General features: G+C 33.0%; 22 protein-coding genes and 1 tRNA gene. 6 read left to right on the top strand and 17 right to left on the bottom strand.

Annotation, left to right across the window (positions count from 1 at the left end):
• The 12 genes from OH814_RS06525 to OH814_RS06580 form a co-directional block, all read right to left on the bottom strand.
• Complete coding sequence (locus tag OH814_RS06525; RefSeq protein ID WP_308827597.1) at nucleotides 1–4,365, bottom strand: CusA/CzcA family heavy metal efflux RND transporter; 4,365 nt, start codon at nucleotides 4,363–4,365, stop codon at nucleotides 1–3.
• Between the two features lie 159 nt (nucleotides 4,366–4,524).
• The gene (locus OH814_RS06530) at nucleotides 4,525–4,851 is read right to left on the bottom strand and encodes a DUF6660 family protein (RefSeq protein WP_308827598.1); all 327 of its coding nucleotides are present in this window, start codon (nucleotides 4,849–4,851) and stop codon (nucleotides 4,525–4,527) included.
• Nucleotides 4,852–4,953: 102 nt separating this feature from the next.
• Nucleotides 4,954–6,249: an HlyD family secretion protein gene (locus tag OH814_RS06535; RefSeq protein ID WP_279195431.1), complete on the bottom strand. Its 1,296-nt coding sequence runs from the start codon at nucleotides 6,247–6,249 to the stop codon at nucleotides 4,954–4,956.
• Nucleotides 6,250–6,302: 53 nt separating this feature from the next.
• Complete coding sequence (locus OH814_RS06540; RefSeq protein WP_308827599.1) at nucleotides 6,303–6,518, bottom strand: hypothetical protein; 216 nt, start codon at nucleotides 6,516–6,518, stop codon at nucleotides 6,303–6,305.
• A gap of 141 nt (nucleotides 6,519–6,659) precedes the next feature.
• On the bottom strand, nucleotides 6,660–6,854 hold the full coding sequence (locus tag OH814_RS06545) for a hypothetical protein (RefSeq protein WP_308827600.1): 195 nt from the start codon (nucleotides 6,852–6,854) through the stop codon (nucleotides 6,660–6,662).
• Between the two features lie 106 nt (nucleotides 6,855–6,960).
• On the bottom strand, nucleotides 6,961–9,156 hold the full coding sequence (locus OH814_RS06550) for a peptidase domain-containing ABC transporter (RefSeq protein WP_308827601.1): 2,196 nt from the start codon (nucleotides 9,154–9,156) through the stop codon (nucleotides 6,961–6,963).
• Nucleotides 9,157–9,234: 78 nt separating this feature from the next.
• The gene (locus tag OH814_RS06555) at nucleotides 9,235–9,414 is read right to left on the bottom strand and encodes a hypothetical protein (RefSeq protein WP_308827602.1); all 180 of its coding nucleotides are present in this window, start codon (nucleotides 9,412–9,414) and stop codon (nucleotides 9,235–9,237) included.
• Nucleotides 9,415–9,569: 155 nt separating this feature from the next.
• A complete protein-coding gene (locus OH814_RS06560) occupies nucleotides 9,570–9,731 on the bottom strand; it encodes a hypothetical protein (RefSeq protein ID WP_308827603.1) in 162 nt (53 codons plus the stop codon).
• A 192-nt stretch (nucleotides 9,732–9,923) separates the two neighbouring features.
• Nucleotides 9,924–10,067: a hypothetical protein gene (locus OH814_RS06565; RefSeq protein ID WP_159436361.1), complete on the bottom strand. Its 144-nt coding sequence runs from the start codon at nucleotides 10,065–10,067 to the stop codon at nucleotides 9,924–9,926.
• Between the two features lie 97 nt (nucleotides 10,068–10,164).
• Nucleotides 10,165–11,673, bottom strand: coding sequence for a vitamin K epoxide reductase family protein (locus tag OH814_RS06570; protein ID WP_308827604.1), 1,509 nt, complete (start codon nucleotides 11,671–11,673; stop codon nucleotides 10,165–10,167).
• A 272-nt stretch (nucleotides 11,674–11,945) separates the two neighbouring features.
• Nucleotides 11,946–12,227, bottom strand: coding sequence for a helix-turn-helix domain-containing protein (locus OH814_RS06575; RefSeq protein WP_228421291.1), 282 nt, complete (start codon nucleotides 12,225–12,227; stop codon nucleotides 11,946–11,948).
• Between the two features lie 124 nt (nucleotides 12,228–12,351).
• Nucleotides 12,352–12,681: a hypothetical protein gene (locus OH814_RS06580; RefSeq protein ID WP_308827605.1), complete on the bottom strand. Its 330-nt coding sequence runs from the start codon at nucleotides 12,679–12,681 to the stop codon at nucleotides 12,352–12,354.
• Between the two features lie 431 nt (nucleotides 12,682–13,112).
• Here OH814_RS06580 and OH814_RS06585 point away from each other — a divergent pair, with 431 nt between their 5' ends.
• The gene (locus tag OH814_RS06585) at nucleotides 13,113–14,825 is read left to right on the top strand and encodes a tetratricopeptide repeat protein (RefSeq protein ID WP_308827606.1); all 1,713 of its coding nucleotides are present in this window, start codon (nucleotides 13,113–13,115) and stop codon (nucleotides 14,823–14,825) included.
• A gap of 115 nt (nucleotides 14,826–14,940) precedes the next feature.
• On the opposite strand, the gene OH814_RS06590 is transcribed toward OH814_RS06585, so the two are convergent.
• Entirely contained in the window at nucleotides 14,941–15,180 is a 240-nt protein-coding gene (locus tag OH814_RS06590; protein WP_308827607.1) for a hypothetical protein, read from the bottom strand.
• Nucleotides 15,181–15,811: 631 nt separating this feature from the next.
• Between OH814_RS06590 and OH814_RS06595 the strand changes: the two genes are divergently transcribed.
• Together OH814_RS06595 and OH814_RS06600 are read left to right on the top strand one after the other, a co-directional pair.
• On the top strand, nucleotides 15,812–17,356 hold the full coding sequence (locus tag OH814_RS06595; protein ID WP_308827608.1) for a PAS domain-containing protein: 1,545 nt from the start codon (nucleotides 15,812–15,814) through the stop codon (nucleotides 17,354–17,356).
• Nucleotides 17,346–17,711 carry a response regulator gene (locus OH814_RS06600; protein ID WP_308827609.1) on the top strand — a complete coding sequence of 122 codons (366 nt, stop codon included), beginning with the start codon at nucleotides 17,346–17,348 and terminating at the stop codon, nucleotides 17,709–17,711. The genes OH814_RS06595 and OH814_RS06600 overlap by 11 nt, the downstream gene beginning before the upstream one ends.
• A 137-nt stretch (nucleotides 17,712–17,848) precedes the next feature.
• On the opposite strand, the gene OH814_RS06605 is transcribed toward OH814_RS06600, so the two are convergent.
• Entirely contained in the window at nucleotides 17,849–18,373 is a 525-nt protein-coding gene (locus OH814_RS06605; protein WP_308827610.1) for a hypothetical protein, read from the bottom strand.
• A 4-nt stretch (nucleotides 18,374–18,377) separates the two neighbouring features.
• The gene (locus OH814_RS06610) at nucleotides 18,378–20,189 is read right to left on the bottom strand and encodes an Ig-like domain-containing protein (protein ID WP_308827611.1); all 1,812 of its coding nucleotides are present in this window, start codon (nucleotides 20,187–20,189) and stop codon (nucleotides 18,378–18,380) included.
• Between the two features lie 344 nt (nucleotides 20,190–20,533).
• Here OH814_RS06610 and OH814_RS06615 point away from each other — a divergent pair, with 344 nt between their 5' ends.
• The 3 genes from OH814_RS06615 (at nucleotide 20,534) to OH814_RS06625 (ending at nucleotide 22,343) form a co-directional block, all read left to right on the top strand.
• On the top strand, nucleotides 20,534–20,842 hold the full coding sequence (locus tag OH814_RS06615; RefSeq protein WP_201134776.1) for a hypothetical protein: 309 nt from the start codon (nucleotides 20,534–20,536) through the stop codon (nucleotides 20,840–20,842).
• A gap of 538 nt (nucleotides 20,843–21,380) precedes the next feature.
• On the top strand, nucleotides 21,381–21,941 hold the full coding sequence (locus tag OH814_RS06620) for an N-acetylmuramoyl-L-alanine amidase (protein WP_308827612.1): 561 nt from the start codon (nucleotides 21,381–21,383) through the stop codon (nucleotides 21,939–21,941).
• 240 nt (nucleotides 21,942–22,181) lie between these two features.
• Complete coding sequence (locus OH814_RS06625; protein WP_164462479.1) at nucleotides 22,182–22,343, top strand: hypothetical protein; 162 nt, start codon at nucleotides 22,182–22,184, stop codon at nucleotides 22,341–22,343.
• A gap of 136 nt (nucleotides 22,344–22,479) precedes the next feature.
• Here the strand turns inward: OH814_RS06625 and OH814_RS06630 are convergent.
• Nucleotides 22,480–22,553: transfer RNA gene (locus OH814_RS06630), tRNA-Arg, on the bottom strand.
• Nucleotides 22,554–22,619: 66 nt separating this feature from the next.
• Nucleotides 22,620–24,389, bottom strand: coding sequence for a TonB-dependent receptor (locus OH814_RS06635; RefSeq protein ID WP_308827613.1), 1,770 nt, complete (start codon nucleotides 24,387–24,389; stop codon nucleotides 22,620–22,622).
• Nucleotides 24,390–24,425: the final 36 nt, after the last annotated feature.

Raw genomic sequence — 24,425 nt, forward strand, 5'->3', positions numbered from 1 at the left:
TTATTTGTTGATTAAAGAGTTAATGGTGATTACAGACTGGTTTACCTGTTGTATAGATTCCAAATATTTCAGCTGAATATTAGTCGCAGTCTGCAAAGCAAATAAATATTCGACATAAGAGATTTCTCCGGTTTTGTAACCGAGTTGCCCTGCTTTGACGATTTTTTCTGCATTTGGCAAAGCCTGGTCAATGTAATATTGGTATTGCTGAATGTCTTGCTGATATTGGTTTAATGCATTTTCCAACTGAGCGGTCAACTGTTTTTGCTGTTGTTGGGCATTCGATTCTGCCATCTGTTTCTGATATTCCAAAGATTGAATTCGTGCTTTGGTCGCTCCAAAAGTCAATGGAATCGCAACTCCGATACTCGCAACACTGAAACGGTTTCCTGCATTATAAAACTTTTCCTGACCATTCAATGTGTGAAAACCAATAATCGACTGATTGGTATAGCCTAAAGTGAATTCCGGCAAGCCTTGTGACTTCTCAACATTTTTGTTCTTATCGGCGATTTCCATTTCCTGATAAAAAGCTTTTACAGTCGGATGATTGGCAATAGCTGTGCTATCCAGAACGTATTCCGCTTTCAACGGTTCATAGCTTTTATTAAGAGGAATTTGAATATCGTCATTTATATTCAGAAGCGTTTTCAGATTTTTGTAAGCATTATTAAGATAAATTTTATTCTGATTTAATAATAAATTGATTTCTCCTTTCTGTGTTTCTGCAGTGCTTATTTCTATTTTCTTGATGTCACCTGCATTAAATCTTACGGTTGCAATTCTGATAAAATCCTGATAAAGACTATCCAATTTCAACAGTTTATTTTGATTATAATGCAGATATTCAATTTGATAAAAATAGGTTCTTACCTGTTTTGCCAACTCATTAACTGTAATTTCACGATTAATTTGCTTTCCTTTTATTTCCTGCGCAATGAGTTCCTTTCTCGCTTTAAATAATGTAGGAAACGGAATCGTTTGCGAAATGGAAAACGACTGGTCAAATTTCGGACTGTTGTATTGTCCCAATTGCGCATTAAACTCCATTTTCGGAAGTTCATTGGCTGTTGGTTTTAAACTTTCAGAAACCTTAACGTCTAAGTCTTTTGATTTTATCGAATAGTTATTATTCACCGCTATTTCTGTTGCCTCTTCTACCGATAGCGTTTTTGTAGTTTGAGCAGCCATTGTTTGTCCAAACAATAAAAAACCTAAAATAATCACCGTCGTTAAAGGTTTCATTTTGATATTTTTTATTTTGAGTTTTGTGCTGAAAATAATATAAAGCATTGGCAAAACGAATAATGTAAGGAAAGTTGCTGTTATCAATCCACCAATAACAACGGTTGCCAATGGTTTCTGAACTTCTGCACCCGCTCCTGTGGAAATTGCCATCGGAAGAAATCCTAACGATGCGACCGCTGCAGTCATCAAAACCGGACGAAGCCTTGTTTTAGTTCCTTCAAAAACACGTTTCAGAATATCAGTTTCACCATCTTTTTCTAATTGATTGAATGTTCCAATCAAAACAATTCCGTTTAAAACTGCAACCCCAAACAAAGCGATAAAACCAATCCCTGCACTAATACTGAATGGCATATCCCGAATAATTAATGCGAAAACACCACCAATTGCACTCATCGGAATGGCTGTAAAAATTAATGCGGCTTGCTTGAAAGATTTAAATGTAAAATATAGCAGCATAAAAATTAATAAAAGCGAAACCGGAACAGCAATCATTAATCGTTTGCTTGCTGCCTGTAAATTCTCGAATTGCCCGCCATATGTGAAATAATAACCCGAAGGAAGTTTTATTTTATTATCTAATTTTTTCTGAATATCATTCACCACACTTTCCACATCACGGTCTTTCACATTAAACCCGATTACGATTCTTCGTTTTCCTTCTTCACGGCTTATCTGTGCAGGACCGAGTTTATAGCTGATATTGGCAACCTGTGAAAGTGGAATCTGATTTCCTGAACTTGTAGATATCATCAGGTTATTTACGTCATCAATATTGGTTCTGTGAATGCTGTCTAATCGTACAACCAAATCAAAACGTCTTTCGTTCTCAAAAACCAGACCTGCGCTTTTACCCGCAAAAGCTGTACTGAGCGTGTTATTCACATCTTCAATATTCAATCCGTAGTTCGCCATTCTTGTTCTGTCATATTCTACGTTGATTTGCGGAAGTCCGCTAACCCGTTCAATTTGAGGTGTAGTTACCCCTTCAACAGTTTGAATCACATCATTCACCTTTTCTGCATAAATTGCAAGAGAATCCAGGTTTTCACCAAAAATTTTCACGGCAACATCCTGACGAATTCCCGTCATCAGTTCATTGAAACGCATCTGTATCGGTTGATTTTTCTCAAAGAAAACACCGGGGATATTTTCAAGTTTTTCAGAGATTTCATCAGCTAATTCATCGTAAGATTTTTTTGTTTTCCATTCTTTTTGTGGTTTTAAAACAATAATCATATCCGTTGCTTCCGGTGGCATCGGGTCGGTAGGAACTTCGGCTGAACCCGTTTTACCAACTACCATTTTCACTTCATCAAATTGCTTAATGATTCTTGATGCCTGCATCGATGTTTCTACACTTTGCGTAAGTGAACTTCCTTGCGGTAAAATACAGTGAAATGCAAAATCTCCTTCCTGTAATTGTGGGATAAATTCGCCTCCCATTCTGCTGAATACAAAAATACTGACTGCAAATAATGCAACGGTAGCCGAAACTAAAATGTATTTCAACCGTAATGCTTTTTGCAATAAAGGCTGGTAAATATTCTGCAGCCTGCGCATCATTTTATCTGAAAAATTTTCTTTTGTAGAAGGCTTTTTAGATAAAAATAAGGCACTCATCATCGGAATGTAAGTCAGTGATAAAATCAAAGCTCCTAAAATTGCAAAACCTACTGTTTTTGCCATCGGTGTAAACATTTTACCTTCTACTCCAACCAAAGTCAGGATAGGAATATAAACGATAAGAATAATGATTTCACCAAAAGCTGCGCTGTTTCTGATTTTTGAAGCAGAAAGAAAAACTTCTTCATCCATTTCAGCCTGCGTAAGTTTCTGAGTCGATTTTCTGAGTCCTAAATGGTGAAGTGTAGCTTCCACAATGATAACTGCACCGTCTACAATCAGTCCAAAGTCGATTGCTCCAAGGCTCATCAGGTTTGCACTTACGCCAAAAACATTCATCATTCCCAACGCAAAAAGCAATGCTAACGGAATTGCGGATGCAACGATTAATCCTGCTCTGAAATTCCCAAGAAATAATACCAAAACAAAAATGACAATCAATGCGCCTTCAATTAAGTTTTTCTCAACGGTATTGATGGCTCTTCCCACCAAATCTGTTCGGTCTAAAAACGGTTCTATAACAACATCTTTGGGTAAAGATTTTTGAATTGTCGGGATTTTTTCTTTCACCAAATTCACCACTTCATTACTGTTGGCCCCTTTCAGCATCATTACAATACCGCCTACAGCATCGACTTTACCATTGAACGTCATTGCTCCATAACGTACTGCACTTCCTAATCTTACGTCGGCAACATCTTTTATAAAAATCGGAACACTACCTGTGTTATTCTTTACTGCAATGTTTTTTATATCTTCCAGAGAAGCGACAACGCCAATGCCACGGATGAAGTAAGCATTTGGTTTTTTATCGATATAAGCTCCTCCCGTATTCTGATTGTTTTTCTCTAATGACGTGAAAATATCGGTCACACTTACACCCATTGCTTTCAGTCGGTTAGGGTCAATAGCAACTTCGTATTGCTTCAGCTCACCGCCAAAACTATTGACTTCTGCTATTCCCGGTGTACCATTTAATTGTCTTCTCACAATCCAATCCTGCATCGTTCGCAGTTCCTGGGAAGTGTATTTGTTTTCGCTTCCTTTTTTCGGATGCAGAATATATTGATAAACCTCGCCCAAACCTGTACTTACGGGCGCTAATTCAGGAGTTCCAATTCCTTTCGGGATTTCCTCTGCGGCTTCTTTTAATTTTTCGTTGATAAGCTGACGTGCAAAATACACATCAACATCTTCTTTAAAAACAACAGTGATTACTGATAATCCAAATCTAGAGATACTTCTCGTCTCCTCAATATCCGGAATATTGGCGATGCTTTGCTCAATGGGAAAAGTAACCAGCTGTTCTACTTCCTGACCAGCAAGCGTAGGACAAACCGTGATAATTTGTACCTGATTATTGGTAATATCGGGTACAGCATCGACGGATAATCTGGTCGCGCTCCAAACTCCCCAAATTATCCACAACAAAGTCATTATTCCAACGACTATCTTGTTTTTGATGCTAAATTTTATGATTTTATCTAACATAGAATTTTATTTAATTTTTATTGATCTGCAATCTCATTATGCATTAAATAATTGATGCATTTTTGAGATACAAAGATGACTAAGAAGACTATGCAATCATATTGCAAAGCTTTCCTAAAAGTTTTTGATGAAAGGATTCTTTCATCTGATCGTTAAAAATTAAATTTTGGGAGGTTGCCAAATATGGTCGTAAACCTGATAGGCAATATTGTTTCTATGGAAAAGAATTTTCTTTGAAAAATAGGCTTTTACCTGTAAAGAAACTTCTAAAAAAGGTTCCATTTTAAATGATGTTACCGTAATCTGGCAACAGCTGCAAAAGCAGAAAGGAGAACAGCCATCATCTATATTATGAGAATGAGAATCCTCAGTATTGAGTGAAATTTGGGTATGATTATCTTTTACAGATTCAGCCTTGACATCACTGCACGGCATAATGAGCAGTGCAATGAAATAAATTGTCAATATAAGTCTTAAAAGTTTCACTTAACAAAAATAGAAAAATAGTTTGTATAAACTAAACTTTATTGTAGTTCAGTTGTTTAAAAGCTCTAATAAAAACACATTAGAGTAGTATAATATCTGTTTTTATGATTGATATCCCAATAATTTTCTAATCTGGTAGAAGAATCTTTCAATTAATCTTAAATCCTGTGTAACAATCTCGGCATTTCCTCTAAGTTCTTTGTCGAATTTAAGGGTTTTATTGTACGATGTTTTTAAACCTTTTGGCAATACAACATCTACATAATAATTTCCTTTATCATCCGGAATTAATGAAATATTCTGTACTTTCCCTTCGATAATTCCATATTCCTGAAAACGATAATTATCTAATTTAATCAACACCTTTTCTCCGGGAATAATTTTCCCCGAATTTGCTGTTGGTACAGACATTCTACCTACCAATTGTTCAGTATTATCCGGTAAAATAGACACTATAGGATCCCCAGCTTTTACAAATTGGTTTTCGCCATAAAACTGCTGAAAACTCGCCATTCCATTGGTAGAAGAAACAATAAGATAACTCTGTTCCCATTGTTTTAACGATTTTCTCAGCTGCTCGAATAGTTGAAGAGTTTGCGACGAATAAGTAATTTTATCTTTTTCGGTGTTGATTGCGGTTCCGCTTTTTGTTTTATTGAAATTAGAAATGCTTTCCTGTAATTGAGACAGAGAAATATTTAAATTTTCTAAGTTTTGCTGAGCCTGCAGATATTTTATTTTTTCAGTTTCGAGTTCTACCGCTGCAATCACGCCTTGATTAAATAATTCCTGCGATCGTTGATAGCTTTTACGGGAAAGCTCGGCCTTTGCTGCTTCCAGATTTTTTTGCTGCTTTAAATTAGCAATTCGGCCTCTGGATTCTGAAATACTCAGATTAGTAGCAATATTTTCTGGCGCATAGGGCTGTAAACGGGTAAATAAATTCTCATCCTGAAAAGCTTTTGCAAAACTGTTGTAATCACTCTGAAGTTCGCCTAATTTAAAATGAGAAGCCTCTTTCACAGGGAAAGAAAGCAGTTGATCCGAAGCAATAGAATCTACCAGTTTTTTTAGTTTTAAAACATCCTGATAATTTGCTGTAGACTGCAAAACCATCATTACATCACCTTTTTTTACTTTTTGATGATCTTTAATGAATATTTTCTCAATTTTTGAACTGCTTCTTGCTTCAATTTTCTCCGGTGGATTTTGTGAAGTCACAATAATCGGAGCCGGAACAAATTCCGGATATTTGATGATGTAACTCATCGCAAGAATGAGTAATAATATAAGTAATATAATTGTATTTCCCCATCGGAACATCCAATGTGGCGGCTCTGTAAGTATATCCTGAACGCTTTCTGAGCGCAGTTCTATGTTATCTAGAATGTCTTTCATAAAAAATTCTCAACTCTTTACAATTTTGATAAAAAGTTGAGATATTAATTTAATTAACGAGTTACACAAGTTCCATTTTTACATATTTCTCCTTCCTTACAACCAATGGCATCATCACTGTAATAAGAAATACACGAAATGAATCCAAGCTGATTACCCAAGCATGCAAATGTACCAACAGCTTCACCCAAGTTTGAGCAATCAACAGTTGAGTAGCCTCCACTAATATTTTTTAAGTCTGCTCTAGAGATTCTTTTTAAATTTTTCATATAATATTTTTTGTTTTTTATTCTCTTAATAGATTTCAAATTCTTAATTCAAATCAATTTTCAATACCTCGGTACATTTTAGTTTAGCCTCGTATTGTAAGAATGCTAAATCCTCTAAATAGAGGATTTAGCAAATTTGTATTAATGTTGATTAAAACATAAACGACATATTTCATTGTCTGGATCAGAATTACAGTCAAAATACCATTGATCCATATTTTGATAGCACAATGGATTATTCTTTGAACCCCCATTACCTCCTAAATTGATCACTCCTGGACTACCGCCTTTAATCTCCTTTAGGTCTTTTCTTAAAATCTTTTTTAAATTTTTCATAATAAATGTTTTTATTTTCTCCTACTCTATTATAGCTTTTCGGATAACGCTTTTAGTAAAAATTAAATATAAAAAATAATTCTGATATAGATGATTTATTTTAAAATTAATTACCTAATTCAAGTTGATTTTTAACGAGTCTGTAATATTCTCCTTTTAAAGCTACCAATTCTACATGACTTCCCTCTTCAACAACTTTTCCTTTGTCTAAAACAATAATTTTATCGGCATGCTTTACCGTCGATAATCTGTGTGCTATTACAATGGCTGTTTTTCCTTTAAAAAACTGCTCCAGATTTTCCATGATTACTTTTTCATTATTCGCATCTAAAGCGCTCGTTGCTTCGTCGAAAAAAATGTATTCAGGAGATTTATAAACCGCTCTTGCGATGAAAAGTCTTTGCTTTTGTCCGCCACTTACGCCAACGCCTTCATTTCCTATTTTTGTATTATAGCTTAAGGGTAAACCTTCTATAAACTCCTTAATATTAGCAATTTCTACCGCTTTTCTTAACTTAGTTTTATCTACATAATCCTCACCTACAGCAATATTATTGGCAATCGTATCATTAAAAACATATCCTTCCTGCATCACAACTCCACATTGATCTCTCCAGAATCTTGGTGAAATGTTTTTCATCTGGGTATTTCCTATTTTTATTTCGCCATCATTTGGTTCATAAAATTTCATCAACAGTTTTAAAAGTGTTGTTTTTCCACTTCCACTGGCTCCGACGATTGCTGTTGTTTTTTGGTGAGGAATATTTAAACTTAAGTTTTCAAAAACAGGAATATCGGAACCAATATACCTGAAAGATATATTACTAATTTCTATATCTTTTTCGGGAATTTCGGTAGCATACTGCTCATCCTTATTTTCTTCATCTTCTTTATCATGAATTTCGCCCAACCTTTCCAGAGAAATTTTAGCGTCCTGAGTTTGTTTGATAAAGTCAATCAATTGTAATAATGGACTGTTTAACTGTCCAATAATGTACTGAACAGAAAGCATCATACCCAAAGTAAGATTTCCTTCTAATACTAATTTAGCAGAAAGAAAACTCACCAAAATATCTTTCATCTGGTTAATGAAATTCCCACCAACCGATTGCCACTGCTCCAATGACAACGATTTTATTTTTAGCTTAAAAAGTTTTACTTGTAAAAACTCCCAGTCCCAACGTTTTTGCTTTTCGGCGTTATGCATTTTTATTTCCTGCATTCCGTTGATCAGTTCAATGACTTTACTCTGTTCCTGTGAAACCTGCGAGAACCTTTTATAATCGAGCTCTTTTCTTTTATTAAGGAAAAAAGTAATCCACCCAATGTATAGAACGGCTCCGATTATATAGACAATAAACAACCTGTAATCATAAAACAGTAAGACAATACTGAAAATAATTAAATTGACTAAAGAGAACAATGTATTCAGGGAGGAATTAGTCAGAAGTTGTTCGATTCTGTGATGGTCATTGATTCTCTGCATAATATCTCCTGTCATTCTTGTATCAAAGAAACTAATCGGAAGTTTCATTAATTTAATAAAGAAATCTGAGATGATTGAAATGTTAATTCTGGTGGAAAGATGAAGTAAAATCCAGCTTCGGATGACCTCAATTCCCATTCTACCCAGAAAAAGCATCACCTGAGCGAGAAGAACCAAATAGATGAAATTCAGATCCTGATTCTGAATACCAACATCGACAATGCTTTGAGTAAGGAATGGCAAAATAAGTGAAAGTAAACTTCCGGCAAGCAAGCCTACAGCCAACTGAACGATTAAAGATTTATATTTCAGCAGATATTTTGAAAGAAAAGAAAAACTTGCTTTACTTTCTTTATCGTCAAACTCAGTCTGGAAAAATGCCGGTGTTGTTTCAAGGATTAAAGCAATTCCTTCTTCAGTGTTTTCGTTAGCGTTCTCGCCAATCCATCTTTTGATAAATTCTTCTCTGGAGTAAGTAATCAATCCGTAACTTGGATCTGAAATGTAAACCGTATTATTTTTATCAATTTTGTAAACGACTACAAAATGATTTTTGTTCCAATGAACAATGCTAGGGAAAGGAACTTCCTCAGCTAATGTATTAAAGTCAATTTGCACTCCCAAAGAACGGAAGCCTAAGTCTTCGGCTGCATCGCTTAAACCAAGCAGACTGCTGCCTTCTCTGGTTGTTTCTGAAAGGTTACGAATCTGCTGCAGCGAAATACTTTTTCCATAGTGTTTGCTGACAATTCTGAGACAAGTGGGGCCACAATCTTTGGAATCGGGCTGTATGTAATTTGGGAATTTTTTTTTCAAAATTTAATTCAAATTATTTAAAACAAATTGTCGCCTCAGAGACGACAATTTTTCTTCTAATTTATAAGCTTTTAGACTTTAGTAGCAAGACTTATTGCAATAACGAATGCAAAAACCACCTGAATTAGGATCATTTACGCATTCTGTGTTTGTGTTGTAGCACTTTGCAGATGCAGCTTGCCCTTGTACACATTCAAGAGTAATTCCTCCCTGTACAGTTTTAAGATTTTCTCTTGTAAGTTTTTTTAAGTTTTTCATAAATATAATGTTTGGTTTCCTACTCTATTTAAGCTTTTTGGATGCCGCTTTATTTTTATCCCAATTTAGGGATTTTTTTTAAATACAAACATTATATCTAATAAAAAAATAAAATTATTCGATTTTTTTTAATCTCGTCGAATAGTACAAAATTTCTATACATACTGCGGACAAACTACTGCCGGGCAAATCAATTTTGGACATTTAACTTGCCCAGGAGGCGGACAACAGATATTTACGCATTGTTTTACAATTATTCCACCGCTTCCGGTAATATTTTTCATCTGATTTCTTGAAATTTTTTTTAAATTTTTCATAACATTAATTTTTTAAGATTCTACTGGACATGCTATAATACAAATAATATTAGGACATCTTTTTATTCCCGGAGGAGGACAACATGCTTGAGAGCAACCAGAAGCCCCTCCGCTAATGTCTTTCATCTGATTTCTTGATACTTTTTTTAAATTTTTCATAATACTGTAATTTAGTTTGATTTGATGATTAAATTATGGCTGATTTCCGCCACCGCATCCATCGTATGGCATGCATTTCCATTTTCCGTTGATCAGGCAAATTTGCCCGCCTTGGCAATTAATACCACCTTGAATGGTTTTCATTTCCTGTCGGTTGATTTTTTTTAGATTTTTCATAAAAATTGAATTTGGTAATTTCCTACTCTTTTTAAGCTTTTCGGATCTCGCTTTTAATTCATTTAAAATTAATCAATTTTAATTAAATGGAAATAATTTAAGCAGAAAAATCTTCATCCTCAATTAATTCATTAATAAAATAATGGATGTCTTCGCGATCATACTTATCTGGAAACTGATAACCGTTAAGAATAAAAACGGGTGTGAAAGTAAGTCCGGCAGAACTGTTTTCTGAAGTCATCTGAATAATATTGGTAAGATTTTGCGGTTGATTGGTTCCCGATTTTCTCTTAATTTCATCCTCATTTCTATTTTCAAACCAGATATCAACAGTATTTAAAAACTCGTGTTGTGATTTGTTTTGATAAATGCTCAAAAAGTCTGAAATAAGCTGGGTATATTTTTCACCGGCACTTTCACCTGAATAATTAAATCTAATCTGGGCAGAAATCTCATCGGGATATTTAGCTAATAAATCTTCAAGAATCTTATGCGCATTTTTACAAAAACCACAATATGGATTAGAAACCACAGAAATGTGAAGTTTTGCATCCTTATTACCTAAGAAAAACGTATTCTTATCTGAAAATTCAATTTTCTCATTACTTAAAAGCTCTCTTTTGAACAGATCATAATTTCTTTTGAATCTAAGATTTTTTGCATTCGATTTTTTGAGCTCTTCTTTTTGATTCATCAAATTATTTAGGAAAGCAATTGTAAAAAACAACGAAATAAATGCAATAATGCCAATAAAGACAATTGGTAGGTAAACTTCTAGACTAAAATAGAAGCTGCTGATTACAATCTGTGACAGCAGAATAAAAATAATAAATAGACAAACTCTGCACAATGATTTTTCTACGAAAGCCTGTACATACAGGGAATATAAAATAACCAAAATGGAAATTAATGAAATAATTCTTAAAGCAAACTGAGCACTCGGAAACAATAGCCCGATAAAAGTTATTCCCAAGAAATAGATTAAGCTAAAATCAGAAAGCTTCAATCCTAAAATATTGGTCTTATCTGAAGAAAAAATCGTTGCACATGCACTTTGGGTATTACTGTTTGAAGCGCCACCGCAAATATTGTTAACTACTACAGATTCTTGCCCGAATTTTTGATTAAAAAGTTCTAAAGAAATGTAAATTCCGAGTAACGACAATAGATTAAAAATGCTTTCGTACCAGGTAAACTGCAAAAACGAATAAAGAAGAATGAACCCGAAAATCACATAAATAAACGGTTTGAAATCGAAAAATGTTGTCGTCTTTACATTCTCCGTTTTTTCAAAAAGAAGCACAAAATCACCTGAGTTTTTATAAAGTTCTTCTTTACTTATATTCTTTACCTTATCAGAATAAATAGTAAACTCGTTGTCTTTCTTTTTTACTAGGGAAAAGGAATTATCGACCAAGGCCATGAATTCATCGGGTAATTCGTCCCAATATTCTTTATCCAGCTCATAAGCGTCATTTTTTAAACCCAAAAAATTGAGTGTGTCGCTAAACGCTAAAGCTGAAGGATAGTTGGGATGAGAGTTGAACTGGAAATAAAATTCTTGTTTGTCGAGTCTAAAATGATCTATTAGTTTGTCGAAATTCATTGATGATTTGGTCTATAGTTAATGGGATGAAGATAATAAAAATTACTTTATCAGCTAAGAAAATTCAAGAAAATAAGTAACATTTTCTATTTTTAGTTAAACAAAAAACGCCATTACCGTATAAAAATATAAAAACAACGTCAATAGATCTTATTGACATTGTACATTTTAAATATTCAGAACTGTAAGATAGAGTTGCTGAATATTTTATAAAATAATTGAGTGAAAATTATTAAATACTTCTGTTATTATGTGTTTTTAGATTATTATGATCAGACTAAGAAATACTTTTTCCATTTGGCAACGGTATTTCTGCTGAGTCCATAATGTTTTGCCAGTTCTATATTGCTAAGATTATTTTTCTTTTGATACTCCAGAATCTTAAAAATTGTTGATTTATCATAAGAGCGATGACTCCCGTTTTTTAGCAGTTTATCATTTTGTGTATTTCCAAATAAAATACTTTCAAGTTTAATAACATCCAACTGAGAAAAATTTTCTTTCTCTAACAAAGCTTTTATTACGCTATCTTTTTCCTTATCAGGAAATTTCATTTTTAAAAGATCTTTATAGATCCTTTGATAATCAGGTCGAATCATTTTTTTGTGTTTTTATTAATAAGATTGCTCTATGTTCAGTATGAGTATAGTTCCAACATTTGCAGTTACATTTATATATCTAATATTTTTCAATCCACTTCAGCAGAGTATTTTTAGGAATTTTATATTCTTCCATAATCTCTGTCTTTGTTTTTTTCCCTGTTCTTACAAGCTCCAGAACAAAGTTGATAATCTCTTTTGTGTAGAGGTTTTTCCTGAAACTAGGTAGAGAAGTTTTATTTTCATGACTTCCTGCATTTGGTGACTTTTGTGGAGAAAATAAAATAAGATGTTGCGAATAGAGCCTGAAAAAATCATATTCAAGAAGTTTACACCATTTTAACATGATATTGGTTGGAAGGTCAACTGACCGATACATCTCCTCTATTTCATCTTCATTACAATTCATAAAATTACATATTCGGTCATTTTCAATTTTTTTTGTAATGACCTCTTTTTGAATTAAATTTCCAATGTGTATTTTTTTATAATCGAACTTCATTTTTTAATCATCGTTTTCATAAATCATCATTCACAGAATGACTCATCTGTTTTATTAAATTTTTATTTTCCAGACAGAAATTGCTTTTCTCAATCCTGTCGAAAACGAAATTAAATGCTGGAAAATCAAAAAACGAGAATAGAGCCATTAATTAACATTAATAAAACTGTTAATAATCAAAAAAAAACATTAATTTTAAAAAAGCAATCAACTGAAAAACAATATTTTAATATAATAAAAGCATTAATTTTATAAAAGTTTTTTTTTAATATTTTTTTTAGCACATCTTTAATAAAAAAAATTTACTGATATTGACACTGTAAAGCCATTTGCCATATATGATTAAATATTTACTTTATTTTTTATTCTTTAGTTTTTTATTTACTTCCTGCAATTCTTCCAGCGAAGATGATTATTTTGATATATTAAATAAGAAAATTAATACATCTCTGGCTGCTCGAAAAGAAGATCGTCATGTTATTATTAAAAGATTTTATAATGAAGAACTGCAAAAATATAATGAAGACAAAAAACAGCTTTATCTCATCAGCAGTAAATATGTAAATGTGCTTTACTTCGCAGATAAAAGAAATGAGCAGATTCCGCTTGTGTATGAACTTTTAAGACTGAGTGACGGGAAGTATAATTATGTAAGTATTGCCTGTAATTACAATCTGGCAACTCAGTTTGAGACCAGTTCTCCCGATTGGTCTATGCGGCATATCAATGAAGCAATAGAACTCAATGAAAAAGTAGGAAACAAATATTATCTTCCTCATTTATATCATTTTAAGGGTAGACTGTTGTATAATAAAGCAGACTATCCCAATGCATTGGTTTTCTTTAAAAAAGCTTTAAATACTTATAACAAAAAGAAAGAACTGCTCTATATTGCATCAATGCATAATAATTTTGGAATGTGTTATGCAAAAATGGGAAAACTGAATCTTGCTATTTCGGAAACTAATAAAGCTATACAGATATTATCACAGAAAAACATATTAAATAATGAGCAAAGGGTTTTTATATATTATATGAAGGGCAGCCTTGCTCAATATTATTTAGAACTAAAAAAATATGATATTTCTGAAAAATTATTCTTAGAAAAATGGAGTTTTTCCTTTAAAAACGGAAACAACAGAATGGCACTTTTTGCAGCTAAAGATATTTTGAATATCTATGATATTACAGGCAAAAGATCTGATGAAGATGAAATTATCGAATCTCTTAAAATTATCGAACCTAAGCTAGAAAAAGTAGAAGATAAGATAATTTTGACCAAACTAATTAAAGATTATTATTTAAGAAATGATAATTTCAAAGATTTTAAAGGCATTTCGATGAAATTAGCCGATCTCAATGATGAGCAGGATCATTTGTCTCAAAAAGCGCTAAGTGAAACAGTAGATGCCATTGACAGCTATATCATTAAAGAGATCAATAAAGATAAAGAGGATCAAAAGAAGCAAAACGTATTCCTGATTTTTTTCATATTCCTTATAACAGCTGTTTTTACGGGTTGTATAATCATTTTGAGAATGAGAAAAAAGAAAAAAGAAGAACTTACAGAAAAAGAAAAAATAATATTTGAGACTTCAAAAGAAATTCTAGAGAAAGATCTTCAATTGCAAAAAGAAAAGGTAAAGAATCTTCATCTTAATCTCAATCTGAAAACAGAAACCCAAAGGGCATTTTTGGAAAATCTGAAAAAGATAAAGAAAACGAAGAACATCGAGCCTGAGGAAATTTTAAGAGATCTACAATTTAAAATAAATAATTTAATACAACTTGATAAAAAAGATATTGAGCTTATTAATGAAAGTTCGCTGGAAAATAAATTATTCATGGATAATCTTTCTGAAAGGTTTCCTGTTCTTACTCAGCAGGAGTTGAAGCTCTGCGTTTATTTTAAACTCAATTTATCTGGAAAGGAAATTGCTCTGTTGGAAAAATTCACAGTCGGCAGTATCAGAGTTTATAAAGCGAAAATAAAATCAAAAATCGGATTGCCCAAAGAAGAAGACCTAAGTGAATTTTTGAATACAATTTAGGGGAACAATTTCAGATTAGATCTGGCTATTGTGTCTATAATAAATTAATAACTACACGTTAGTGTTGCAGATTAAAGAAAATTATACCTGCCAAATTACACATTGTTACACGCCTCTACTTATTTGCAAAATCTTTTAAGCTATCAGTTGAAATCTCTGTTCTATACACCGAAAAATTTCCATCAACAGAGTATTGTCTGCAGTCGGGATCTTTATGATCTTTATAATCTTTAAGAAACTTCTCCATTTCTTGATAAGCTGCCGGAACTACAATATATTGTATATCCTTATGATTATATTCGGCAGCGTATTCCTGTAACTTTAAAGTTCTGGCCAATGCTTCTTTGTAATTCATCCTAAATCGTATCTAAATTATATTGAACTGTTATATTCAAATAATATTCTGTTAATCTGATTTGGTGTTAAAATGAAAATTTGATGAAAATAATCTCAATACATTATACCATCATTAAGTAATAATCAATTATTATTAAAAATGCATAACTCGACAAAGATAGAATATTTCACCAATTGAAATAATTTTTTTTATGATTTTTTTAACAAATAATAATTTTGTAAATAAAATTACTAAATACAAAAAGAGAATAATATCAAACTATTTAAAAAACACTGAATGTTAAATACTTACATTAATAGTAAACTTTAAAATTGCTTAATTTTCTGTAATCTTATTGATAATATTGGGCTCCGTTATTATAACTGTCATATCTACCAAATAGAGCATGTTTTTCAAAATTATATAATATCAAATTTGAGATTAAAGATGATGAAGCAATTGTCAAGTGGAAATTTAATTCACAGACGATTGTAATTAATAATCATAAAAAATTAAAAAATAGTAAACACAAATAGCATCAATTAATAGATCTGGCGCAAATTTTGGTTAAACAAAAAGTGAACTTGAAAATAATTAAAGTCAAATCTGCAGTTCCGATTTTTAATTATTTATTTAAAACAGAAAGATTTTGGAAACAATATACGATCATCTTAATTCGATTAATGACAATCTGGATAACAACATTTATCTTCAGGCATTGAATTCTGCAAAATCGGGAATTATCATTACTGACAACCGACAGCCCGATAATCCAATTATCTATTGCAATAAGTCTTTTGAAGAAATTACAGGCTATTTGCACAATGAGATAATTGGTCATAATTGCCGTTTTCTGCAGGCACAAGACCGCACCCAACCTGAACGGGAAATGATAAAAGATGCAGTAAAAAATGGTAAAGAATGCCATTTGGAAATCAGGAATTACAGAAAAAACGGAACATTGTTCTGGAACGAACTTATCATATCTCCAGTAAGGAATAAAGAAGGTGAGGTAACTCATTTTATCGGAGTTCAAAATGATATTACCGACAGAAAAAAAGCAGAAAATGAATTACGGGAAGAAAAAGCGTCAGCTGAAAAAAAGATCCTCGAACGTACCAAGGAACTTCATGATAATGAAGCATTTCTTTCGAGTATTATTCAAACCGTAAGAGAATCTCTTTTAGTATTAGATTCCGATTATAAGGTTTTAAGTGCCAATACTCACTTTCTGAATTCTTTTAAAGTAACACCGGAAGATACTGTAGGTAGAATACTCTTTGAATTAGGAAATCATCAATGGGATATTGAACCTTTAAAAGAGCTTTTAACGAAAATTCTTCCAACAAATAATCCTGTAATCGATTTTGAGGTAGAACACGACTTCCCTTATATCGGAAGAAAAATTATGCTGGTTAATGCCTATCGAGTAGAGTTTGAAGGTCAGTATAAAGACAGAATATTGATTGCAATTGAAGATATTACCGAAAAAAAGGAAATTGACCGTAGAAAAGATGATTTTCTTTCTATTGCAAGTCACGAATTAAAGACACCGTTAACTACAATTAAAGGATTTGTACAGCTGCTTAAGCGAATGGCTCCTGAAGAAGCTTCAGACAAGTTTTTGACCACGTTAGATAAAGTATCTGTAAATGTTGAAAGGCTAAATAATTTAATTTCTGAGTTGTTGGATACCTCCAAAATACAGTCTGGACATATTGAGATACATAATGAACCTTTTAAAATTGACACCCTGATCAGAGATACGGTGGAGAATCTTTCTCTGGCGACGGATTACAAAATTAACATCAGCAGCAATACCAATGCTACGATTTTCGGGGATGAGCTGCAGATTTCTCAGGTGATTAATAATTTAATTTCAAATGCTATCAAATATTCACCCGGGTCTGATAAAATTGATGTTTATTGTAACAGAGTCGGACACTTTGTAAAGGTTTCAGTAACAGATTATGGCATGGGAATCAGCCCGCAGGATCAGTCTAAAATATTTGAAAGATTTTTCAGAGCTAGAGATATTCAGAAAAAATTTCCGGGAATGGGAATTGGCCTTTATATATGTCATGAGATCATCGCCAAGCATAATGGTACACTTTGGGTAGAAAGTGAAATTGGTGCAGGTTCTACCTTTAATTTCACATTACCAATTATAAAAGAAAATAGAAATGGAAGGTAAAAAAATAATGATCTGCGATGACGATGACAGCATACTGGAAGTTCTTCAAATGATGCTTGAGTTTGATGGATACACCGTTTTTCTGGAAAACAACAGCACCAATCTGATTAAACAAATAAATAATGTAAACCCCGATCTTTTGCTGATGGATCTTTGGATGCCGGTACTTTCGGGAGATCAATTGCTTAAAACAATCAGAACGACAAGTGAGTTGAAAAATTTACCTGTAATTATTTTTTCAGCGAGTGTAGATGGTAAGGAGATAGCAAGTAGTGCAGGTGCAGATACGTTTATAGCAAAACCATTCGATATGGACGATATTTCTTCCAAGATAGAAAGATTACTTGTAGGATAGCTTATTGTAACTATTCTACAAGTAATTTTCACTTTTTATAGTTTTAATAAATCTTTAGATATAAATTTTTTATAGAATTTAAACGTATAATTTTTGCACGATTCTCAATTTTTCATACGTAGATTTTTACCTGAAACCTATTTCCAATAACTCCAGTTGAGCCCGTCAAAAACTGCTATCGAATTGCTTACCGTATCGTAGCACATCATCCCGGGATAAGGACTCAAAACAGATTCATGAGGATTTTTAATATGAGGAATTACTAAAGCCTTGTTTGAAGATTCAAAAATCAATACTCCTTTTGCAGCACTTGAAGCTGAACCGATGATAACACCGTTACCTACTTCATTTCCGCTTGCAGGTACCAATGCAGCAACACTTCCCTCATCTGACATATCTTTCCAGGTACCATTTTCATAAAACTTTGTTTTGCTGCTTTGTTTATCAAAAATAAATGTTCCGTTTTGAGAATTTGCCGGTGACAGAACTGTATTTACAGCCGGTAAAATAATGCCTTTGGTATTGGAAGTATCGTTTGTCGCAGTATTGCCTGCAAATTCCATCAATGATCCGATTCCTGATAATTCTGTTTTCCCTATCGCTACCTGTGCATTTGCAATGGAGAAAAATGCAGTGATTGCTAATATTAGAGTTTTTTTCATCTTTTTAGTTGGGTTCGTTACAGGTTCTTTTGATACAATTCCAGCCGGAACCGTTGTAAAGTTTTACACATTGGGCAGCGATGTCATAAACAATCATTCCTTTCTTAGGCTCCAAAACGGCTGATGAGTTTGAGACCCTGCTGATAACCATTCCTTTATTCGTAGAATTAAGTGCTAAAAATCCGTTAGGAATTCCTCCCTGAGATATTCCGGGGCCCTCAGGCCAGTTCTTGTACCTTTCAGATAGTGTTGAAATACCCAAATTGGTATAAGACGATGGTGTACCCGCTGTTCCCGGTTTAAAACAATAGTTAACATCGATACTTATATTTGCCGCATTACTTACAAGTCCTGCATTATCTTTAATTGTGTATTGTACAGTTGATGCAGTATTATAAAAATTTTGCGCAGGCGTAAATGTCAGAATTCCAAAATTATCGACATTCCAAGTTCCCTGATTAGTAATCGTAAAGCCCTTAATATTTCCACCCGTATTTACAATATTGATTGAATTTCCCGGCGGTATCAGGTTTATACTTGCAGGAACCAGCACTCCACCATCAAAATCATTATCATTGGCAATTAGATTAAAAGTTTTTGTGATGTTTTTAGGAGCAGCTAAAATATCATTCCCTGCAACAGGAGGACGGTTTATACCAAAATTATTTCCTTGCGACGACCCTGTAGAAAGTACAGCAGATATACTATTGGAGGTAGTTCCCATACGATTTCCAACGACAGAAAAACCTTGCGGCAAGTTCAATTGTATCGTGTAAGGTCCCGGATAAGTATTGGTGTTAATATTATCGAAAAAATAAAATCCTGAACTGTTTGTAACGGCATTTTTCACCAAAGTTCCATTGCTGTATAAATTTAATGATGCTCCATTAATTCCTAAACCATCTGGTGTACCTGCATTATTATCATTATAAACAGAACCATTGAAACTTGCAGCAAATGTAATCGATTGCTCATTGTAAGCACCTATAAAAGCCAAATCAGATGATCCTGAAAATGTCTGTATAAGCTGTACCGCTTGTGAATAATTGCTACTGGTAATTCCAAATTCTGACCAGTCAGCAGCTAAAACACGAATCACCCTAGTACATGAATTAGAGGTGTTTGCGTTGTAGGTGGGAGGATTTGTATTGGCATTATAAAATTTCCAGCAGGCATTACCGATAACCGGCACCGAACTGAACGAAACCACATAGGGAGTTCCTACGTTCTGGCCTGCCTGGTTTACAAATCTAAATGTATCAGGTAATGTTGTATTATTTATTGTTCCAACCTGGGTAAAAATCAAGTCCGGGACATTATCACCAATCGAAGAAGGTACAATTCCCAACGTGTTCAGACTAATACTGGATCCAGAAGTAATATTGAACAAAGCAGTGCCCAGATCAAGCCCTTGAACTCCATCGGAAAGATACTGTACCAAGTTGTTATTAACGGGAAGAGGCGATACATTACCCGCTCCGCCATACATCTGCCCCACCCCTATATAGGTATCACTGTTTGGAGTAGGAATTGTATATGCCGGCAATGCAATGTAGCTGCCAGCAGTGAAAGACACTCCTTTCGTGCTAAGAATTCCGTTGTTGACACCGGTGCTAAAGGTTTTTTCGGGAAGCGGTCCTGCACCATCAGGATCCCAAGTAAATGCTAGTAAATTATGACTGTTGTCTGGCTTTGTAACTGCACTGGTTTCACTATCCCAAAATCCTGCATAATCAGAGTAGATTCTCGACACGGGTTTTTGAGCAAATAATAGTGAGCAGCTTCCTAGTCCAGCCAGAACTAAGAGGTACTTCATCATTAAAAAATTTCAGTTTTCAGGCACAAAATTAGATAAATCAATCATAAAAATAAAAATCTTACGTGACGATTTCCCAAAAAAGTGAATCTTATCATATATTAAAATTATTAACAAGAAATTTAATTTTTTGTTGAAAATATTTTTTTCTTATGCTAATCATTGAATTCTTTAAATACCTGATACCACAAGAGTTAAATTATATCTGCAATGTCAATTATAAATTTGAATAATCTCATCTGATGCATGATCATAATTAGAAGTTTTTAATGAATATCAAGCGGTTACCAGAAGCTCAAAATTGTTCTCATTTAATTTTTTTACATTTGTTTTATCTAAATTTTATGAAAAAACTTACTCATTTTAAGGCTTTAATCAATTACCATACAACAGAAAAAGGAGGATTAGTTACGCCGGTATCTACAGGATTTCGTGCGTCTTTCAAATTTCCTTTCGAATTAGTATCGTATCTAGGAGTTCAGACATTTACCGAAAACGAACTTATTTTTCCCGGAGATTCTATTGCTGTGGATGTTACTTTAATCGGTGCTGAACTATTCCTCGGAAAATTATATACAGGAATGGACTTTGAAATATCCGATAATTCAGGGATCATAGGAAACGGATTAATTACCGAGCTTTACTCTAAATAAATTTCAACTTCTCTCATTATCTACACTTTTTATTTTCAATTAAATCTTGTAATATCAATTTTACAGAACATAAAAAAACCGAGCCTTAGATAAGACTCGGTTTTTCTGATAATATAATGTAAATTTTGGTGTCAATGTATTCTTCTTAAATTGTAGAGAACAGGGTTCTTTTTTCCTAGAGTTTAGAACCCTGATGTTCTACATGAAAACTGAATGATGAAAAATTTTTATACTTTATGATTTGGTGTCATGTTTAATGTGTAACAAATATATAATCATAAAATATCGTTTGCAAGAAAGCGTTGGAGCCATTTATAAATATTGACGTAAAAATTCGTAAATAATCACTTAATCTATAGCGATAAACAGTTATTAATTAGACTTTTAACAAAATAATTTAAACAATACAAATAAGTGATAAAGTTCATTTAAAAACCTCAATAATTAGACACTATTTTACTATTACTCCATATAATCGTGTTTCAAATTTTTGACAGACCGTAAATTCTTGGTAAATTAGTATCACAAAACTATTACCATGATCTTATCACCTTTAAAAATTTTTCCTTCTGCAGGACACAATAATCAGGATTCCGGTGCTGTAAAAAATGGATATCGTGAAGCCGACCTTACAAAGGAAGCCAGAAATAACATTGCTCGTAGAAGTAAAGCTGAAGACCTGATTATCGATGAAGACTGGGAGACAAATTCTCAATACCAAAGCAGGATAAAACCCGGTAAAGGATCTGTTTTGTTAGATATCCATTTTAATTCTGCAGCTTCTCTTGCAAGCGGTACTGAATGCTACATCACAGCAACAGATTTTAATAATAAAAATTCTCTCTCTTACAAAATGGCGGATGAAATTTGTAAGATAGCTGCAAAGGTTTTGCGTATTCCAAACCGCGGTGTGAAACCGGATAATCTAAGCCAACATTCACGTATAGGAATTCTGCATTTAGGTGCTGGTGTTTCTGTGCTTTGGGAAATATGTTTTATCTCTAATAGTAAAGATATGAACTCGTATCAGGCAAATAAAGAAGAACTGATGAAAAAAGTAGCAGAAATCCTGAAAAAGTATGACGAGAGAATACTCTGAAAACGTTGTTGTGAAACTTTATAGATGCGAAGTGGATATTTAAAAGAATTTATACTTAGAAAATTCAAAAAAGTTAGACTCAGGGTTGTCAAAGAAGTTCATTCCCATTTAGAATAATTAACAATAGAATAATATAATGTTTTGATTAAGATTTTCATTAAAAAAAATATTTAGTAAAGTATATTATATTCCATATTTTAATTATATTTACAGTATCATCAATTTTTAAATATAAAAGATATGAAAAACTTAAAAAAACTAAGCAAAGATCAATTAAAAGGTATTTCAGGAGGTGGAATTAAGCCATTACCAGAACCAGAATTCTGCATGTATTATTGCAATGGTGTTGTAATTTGTGCAACTTGCAGCAATGATTTCAAATGTCCTGATGATTCGATGTAAGTCATTTATTGTTAAAAAAAACGCTCCATTTTGGAGCGTTTTTTTTATGATAAGATTTTTTGTTATAGCATTATTGCAATAAGAGCTCGTAAATAAAAACAATCCACTGTAATACAGCAGATTGTTCATTTAAAAGTGACTTCGAAGGGATTCGAACCCCCAACCCTCGGAGCCGAAATCCGATATTCTATCCAGTTGAACTACGAAGCCATTTATGTTTTAGTGTCTGAGAGTGGTAGGGTTTCAGAGTTTCTGTAACTCTACCACTCTCCCACTCTAAAACGTGATTTTAACACCTCCCACTACCTGCGCACCAAGAACTTTATAGCCTTTATACGTTTGGTATTTTGAGCTTAGAAGATTGTTTCCGAGTGCAAAAATACTGAAATTTTTGTGAATTTTGTACTCTGCAGATAAGTTTAAATCAGCATATCCACCAACTTTATCATTCGTATCTTCAGTCGACTGGAAAATCATAGACGGACTTCCCACTCCTTCAAGCATATACGAGTTTATCGTTCTGTCTGTTGCGAAAATTCCTTTAAAGCCTAAAGACAATTTTTTCTCAAACATCGTGTATTTTGCACCGATACTTCCCGTAACTAACGGAACATTATAAATATTTTCATAATTCTTTAAATCATATTTTAAAAATCTTACATCAGCATCTACAATTAAGTTTTCTAAAGGAAAATATTGTAAACTTCCTTTAATATCACTTACATTTCCATCGTCATATATCGCCGAGAAAGTATTGGCAAAATCGTAACCGGGCCTGTCTAAAGTAAATTCATTGGTGAAAAGATTATTGGCTCCGAAGAACATAATGTTTTTCATTTTTCCAAATCCTGCAGAAACATCATATTTAAAAGTTTCGTCGATATCTCCTCTCAAACCTGCATAAAAATGATACTGTGTTTCAGTTGGTTTCAACATTTGGTCAGAAACCAAGAATGGATTTTCCTGCAACAATTCAGCATACGTATTTAGTTTTAAACCACCGTCAACTCCACCGTAGAATTTGAATTCTTTGGAAGCAGCCACCTGAAATTCAGCCTGTGGGAACCAATATGTTTTATTATTTTTAAGTTCTTCTGCTAAAATCAAATTAGAATTTCTTGCATTTAAAAAATTAAATGAAGAACCCAACATTAAGTAAGATTCACCTTTTGCAAAGGTTACTTTTGGAGCTAAACTTGCGTTAAAAAACGTTGCCGAATTTTCATCCCTGATTTTAAAATCAGTTTTTACAGTTTCTAAACCTAATCCTAAATCAGCATTCATTACAATTCCGTTGTCTGAAAGCTTTACAGCATGCTTAGAAAGATTAGCTAAAATGGAAGCCTGATTTTCTTTTGCATCAAAATGATCGCTCAGAAATGAAGATTTTACTCTTACATCATTCAGGATTTCATTAGAATAAAAATCATAGTAACCGTTCACCTTAAACTGATTTACTTTTTGTTGTAAATCTACGTCAGCTGAAGGATTTACGGCATAAATCCCATAATAATTATAGTTATTTAAGCCATATTCAGCATTAACATTTATTTTTCCTTTTTCACCGTAAGAATTTAAGAAAGCGCCCAATGTTGCTGAGCTTTGCTTAGAATCCCAAGGATACACTTTTTTCAGTCCGTTCGTCGATAAAACATGAACATCGGCACCTACTTCCAGCTTATTTTCAAGCGTTGTAGAAATATTGGCATCGGCTAAAATCTTTCCGTAATTCCCCATTCCGAATTGGAAATAGTTATTTTGAGCCGTTCCGTCAAACTTCGGAGTCACATCTTCACCCTGAATGGTAGAAGTTTTAAAATCTGAAACTGCAGGAACATCAGTAATTGTATATTTTACAGGATTTGCTGATTTCTCTTCGGGCGGATAGTTTTTCTCTATCACTACAGAAGTTTTCTTTTTCTCGATTTTCTTTACTTCCGGTTCTCTTTTCTTATTAAGAATAAGCTTTTCTTCTTTGATCTGAGAAAACGCCACAGACGAAATTCCTAGAAATAATATAGATAGTATTTGAATTTTCTTGTTCATATATATTGTATTAATGTATAAAGTAAAAAGTATTAA

It is taken from the genome of Chryseobacterium sp. CFS15, from assembly GCF_031118795.1.
Classification (GTDB): domain Bacteria; phylum Bacteroidota; class Bacteroidia; order Flavobacteriales; family Weeksellaceae; genus Chryseobacterium; species Chryseobacterium indoltheticum.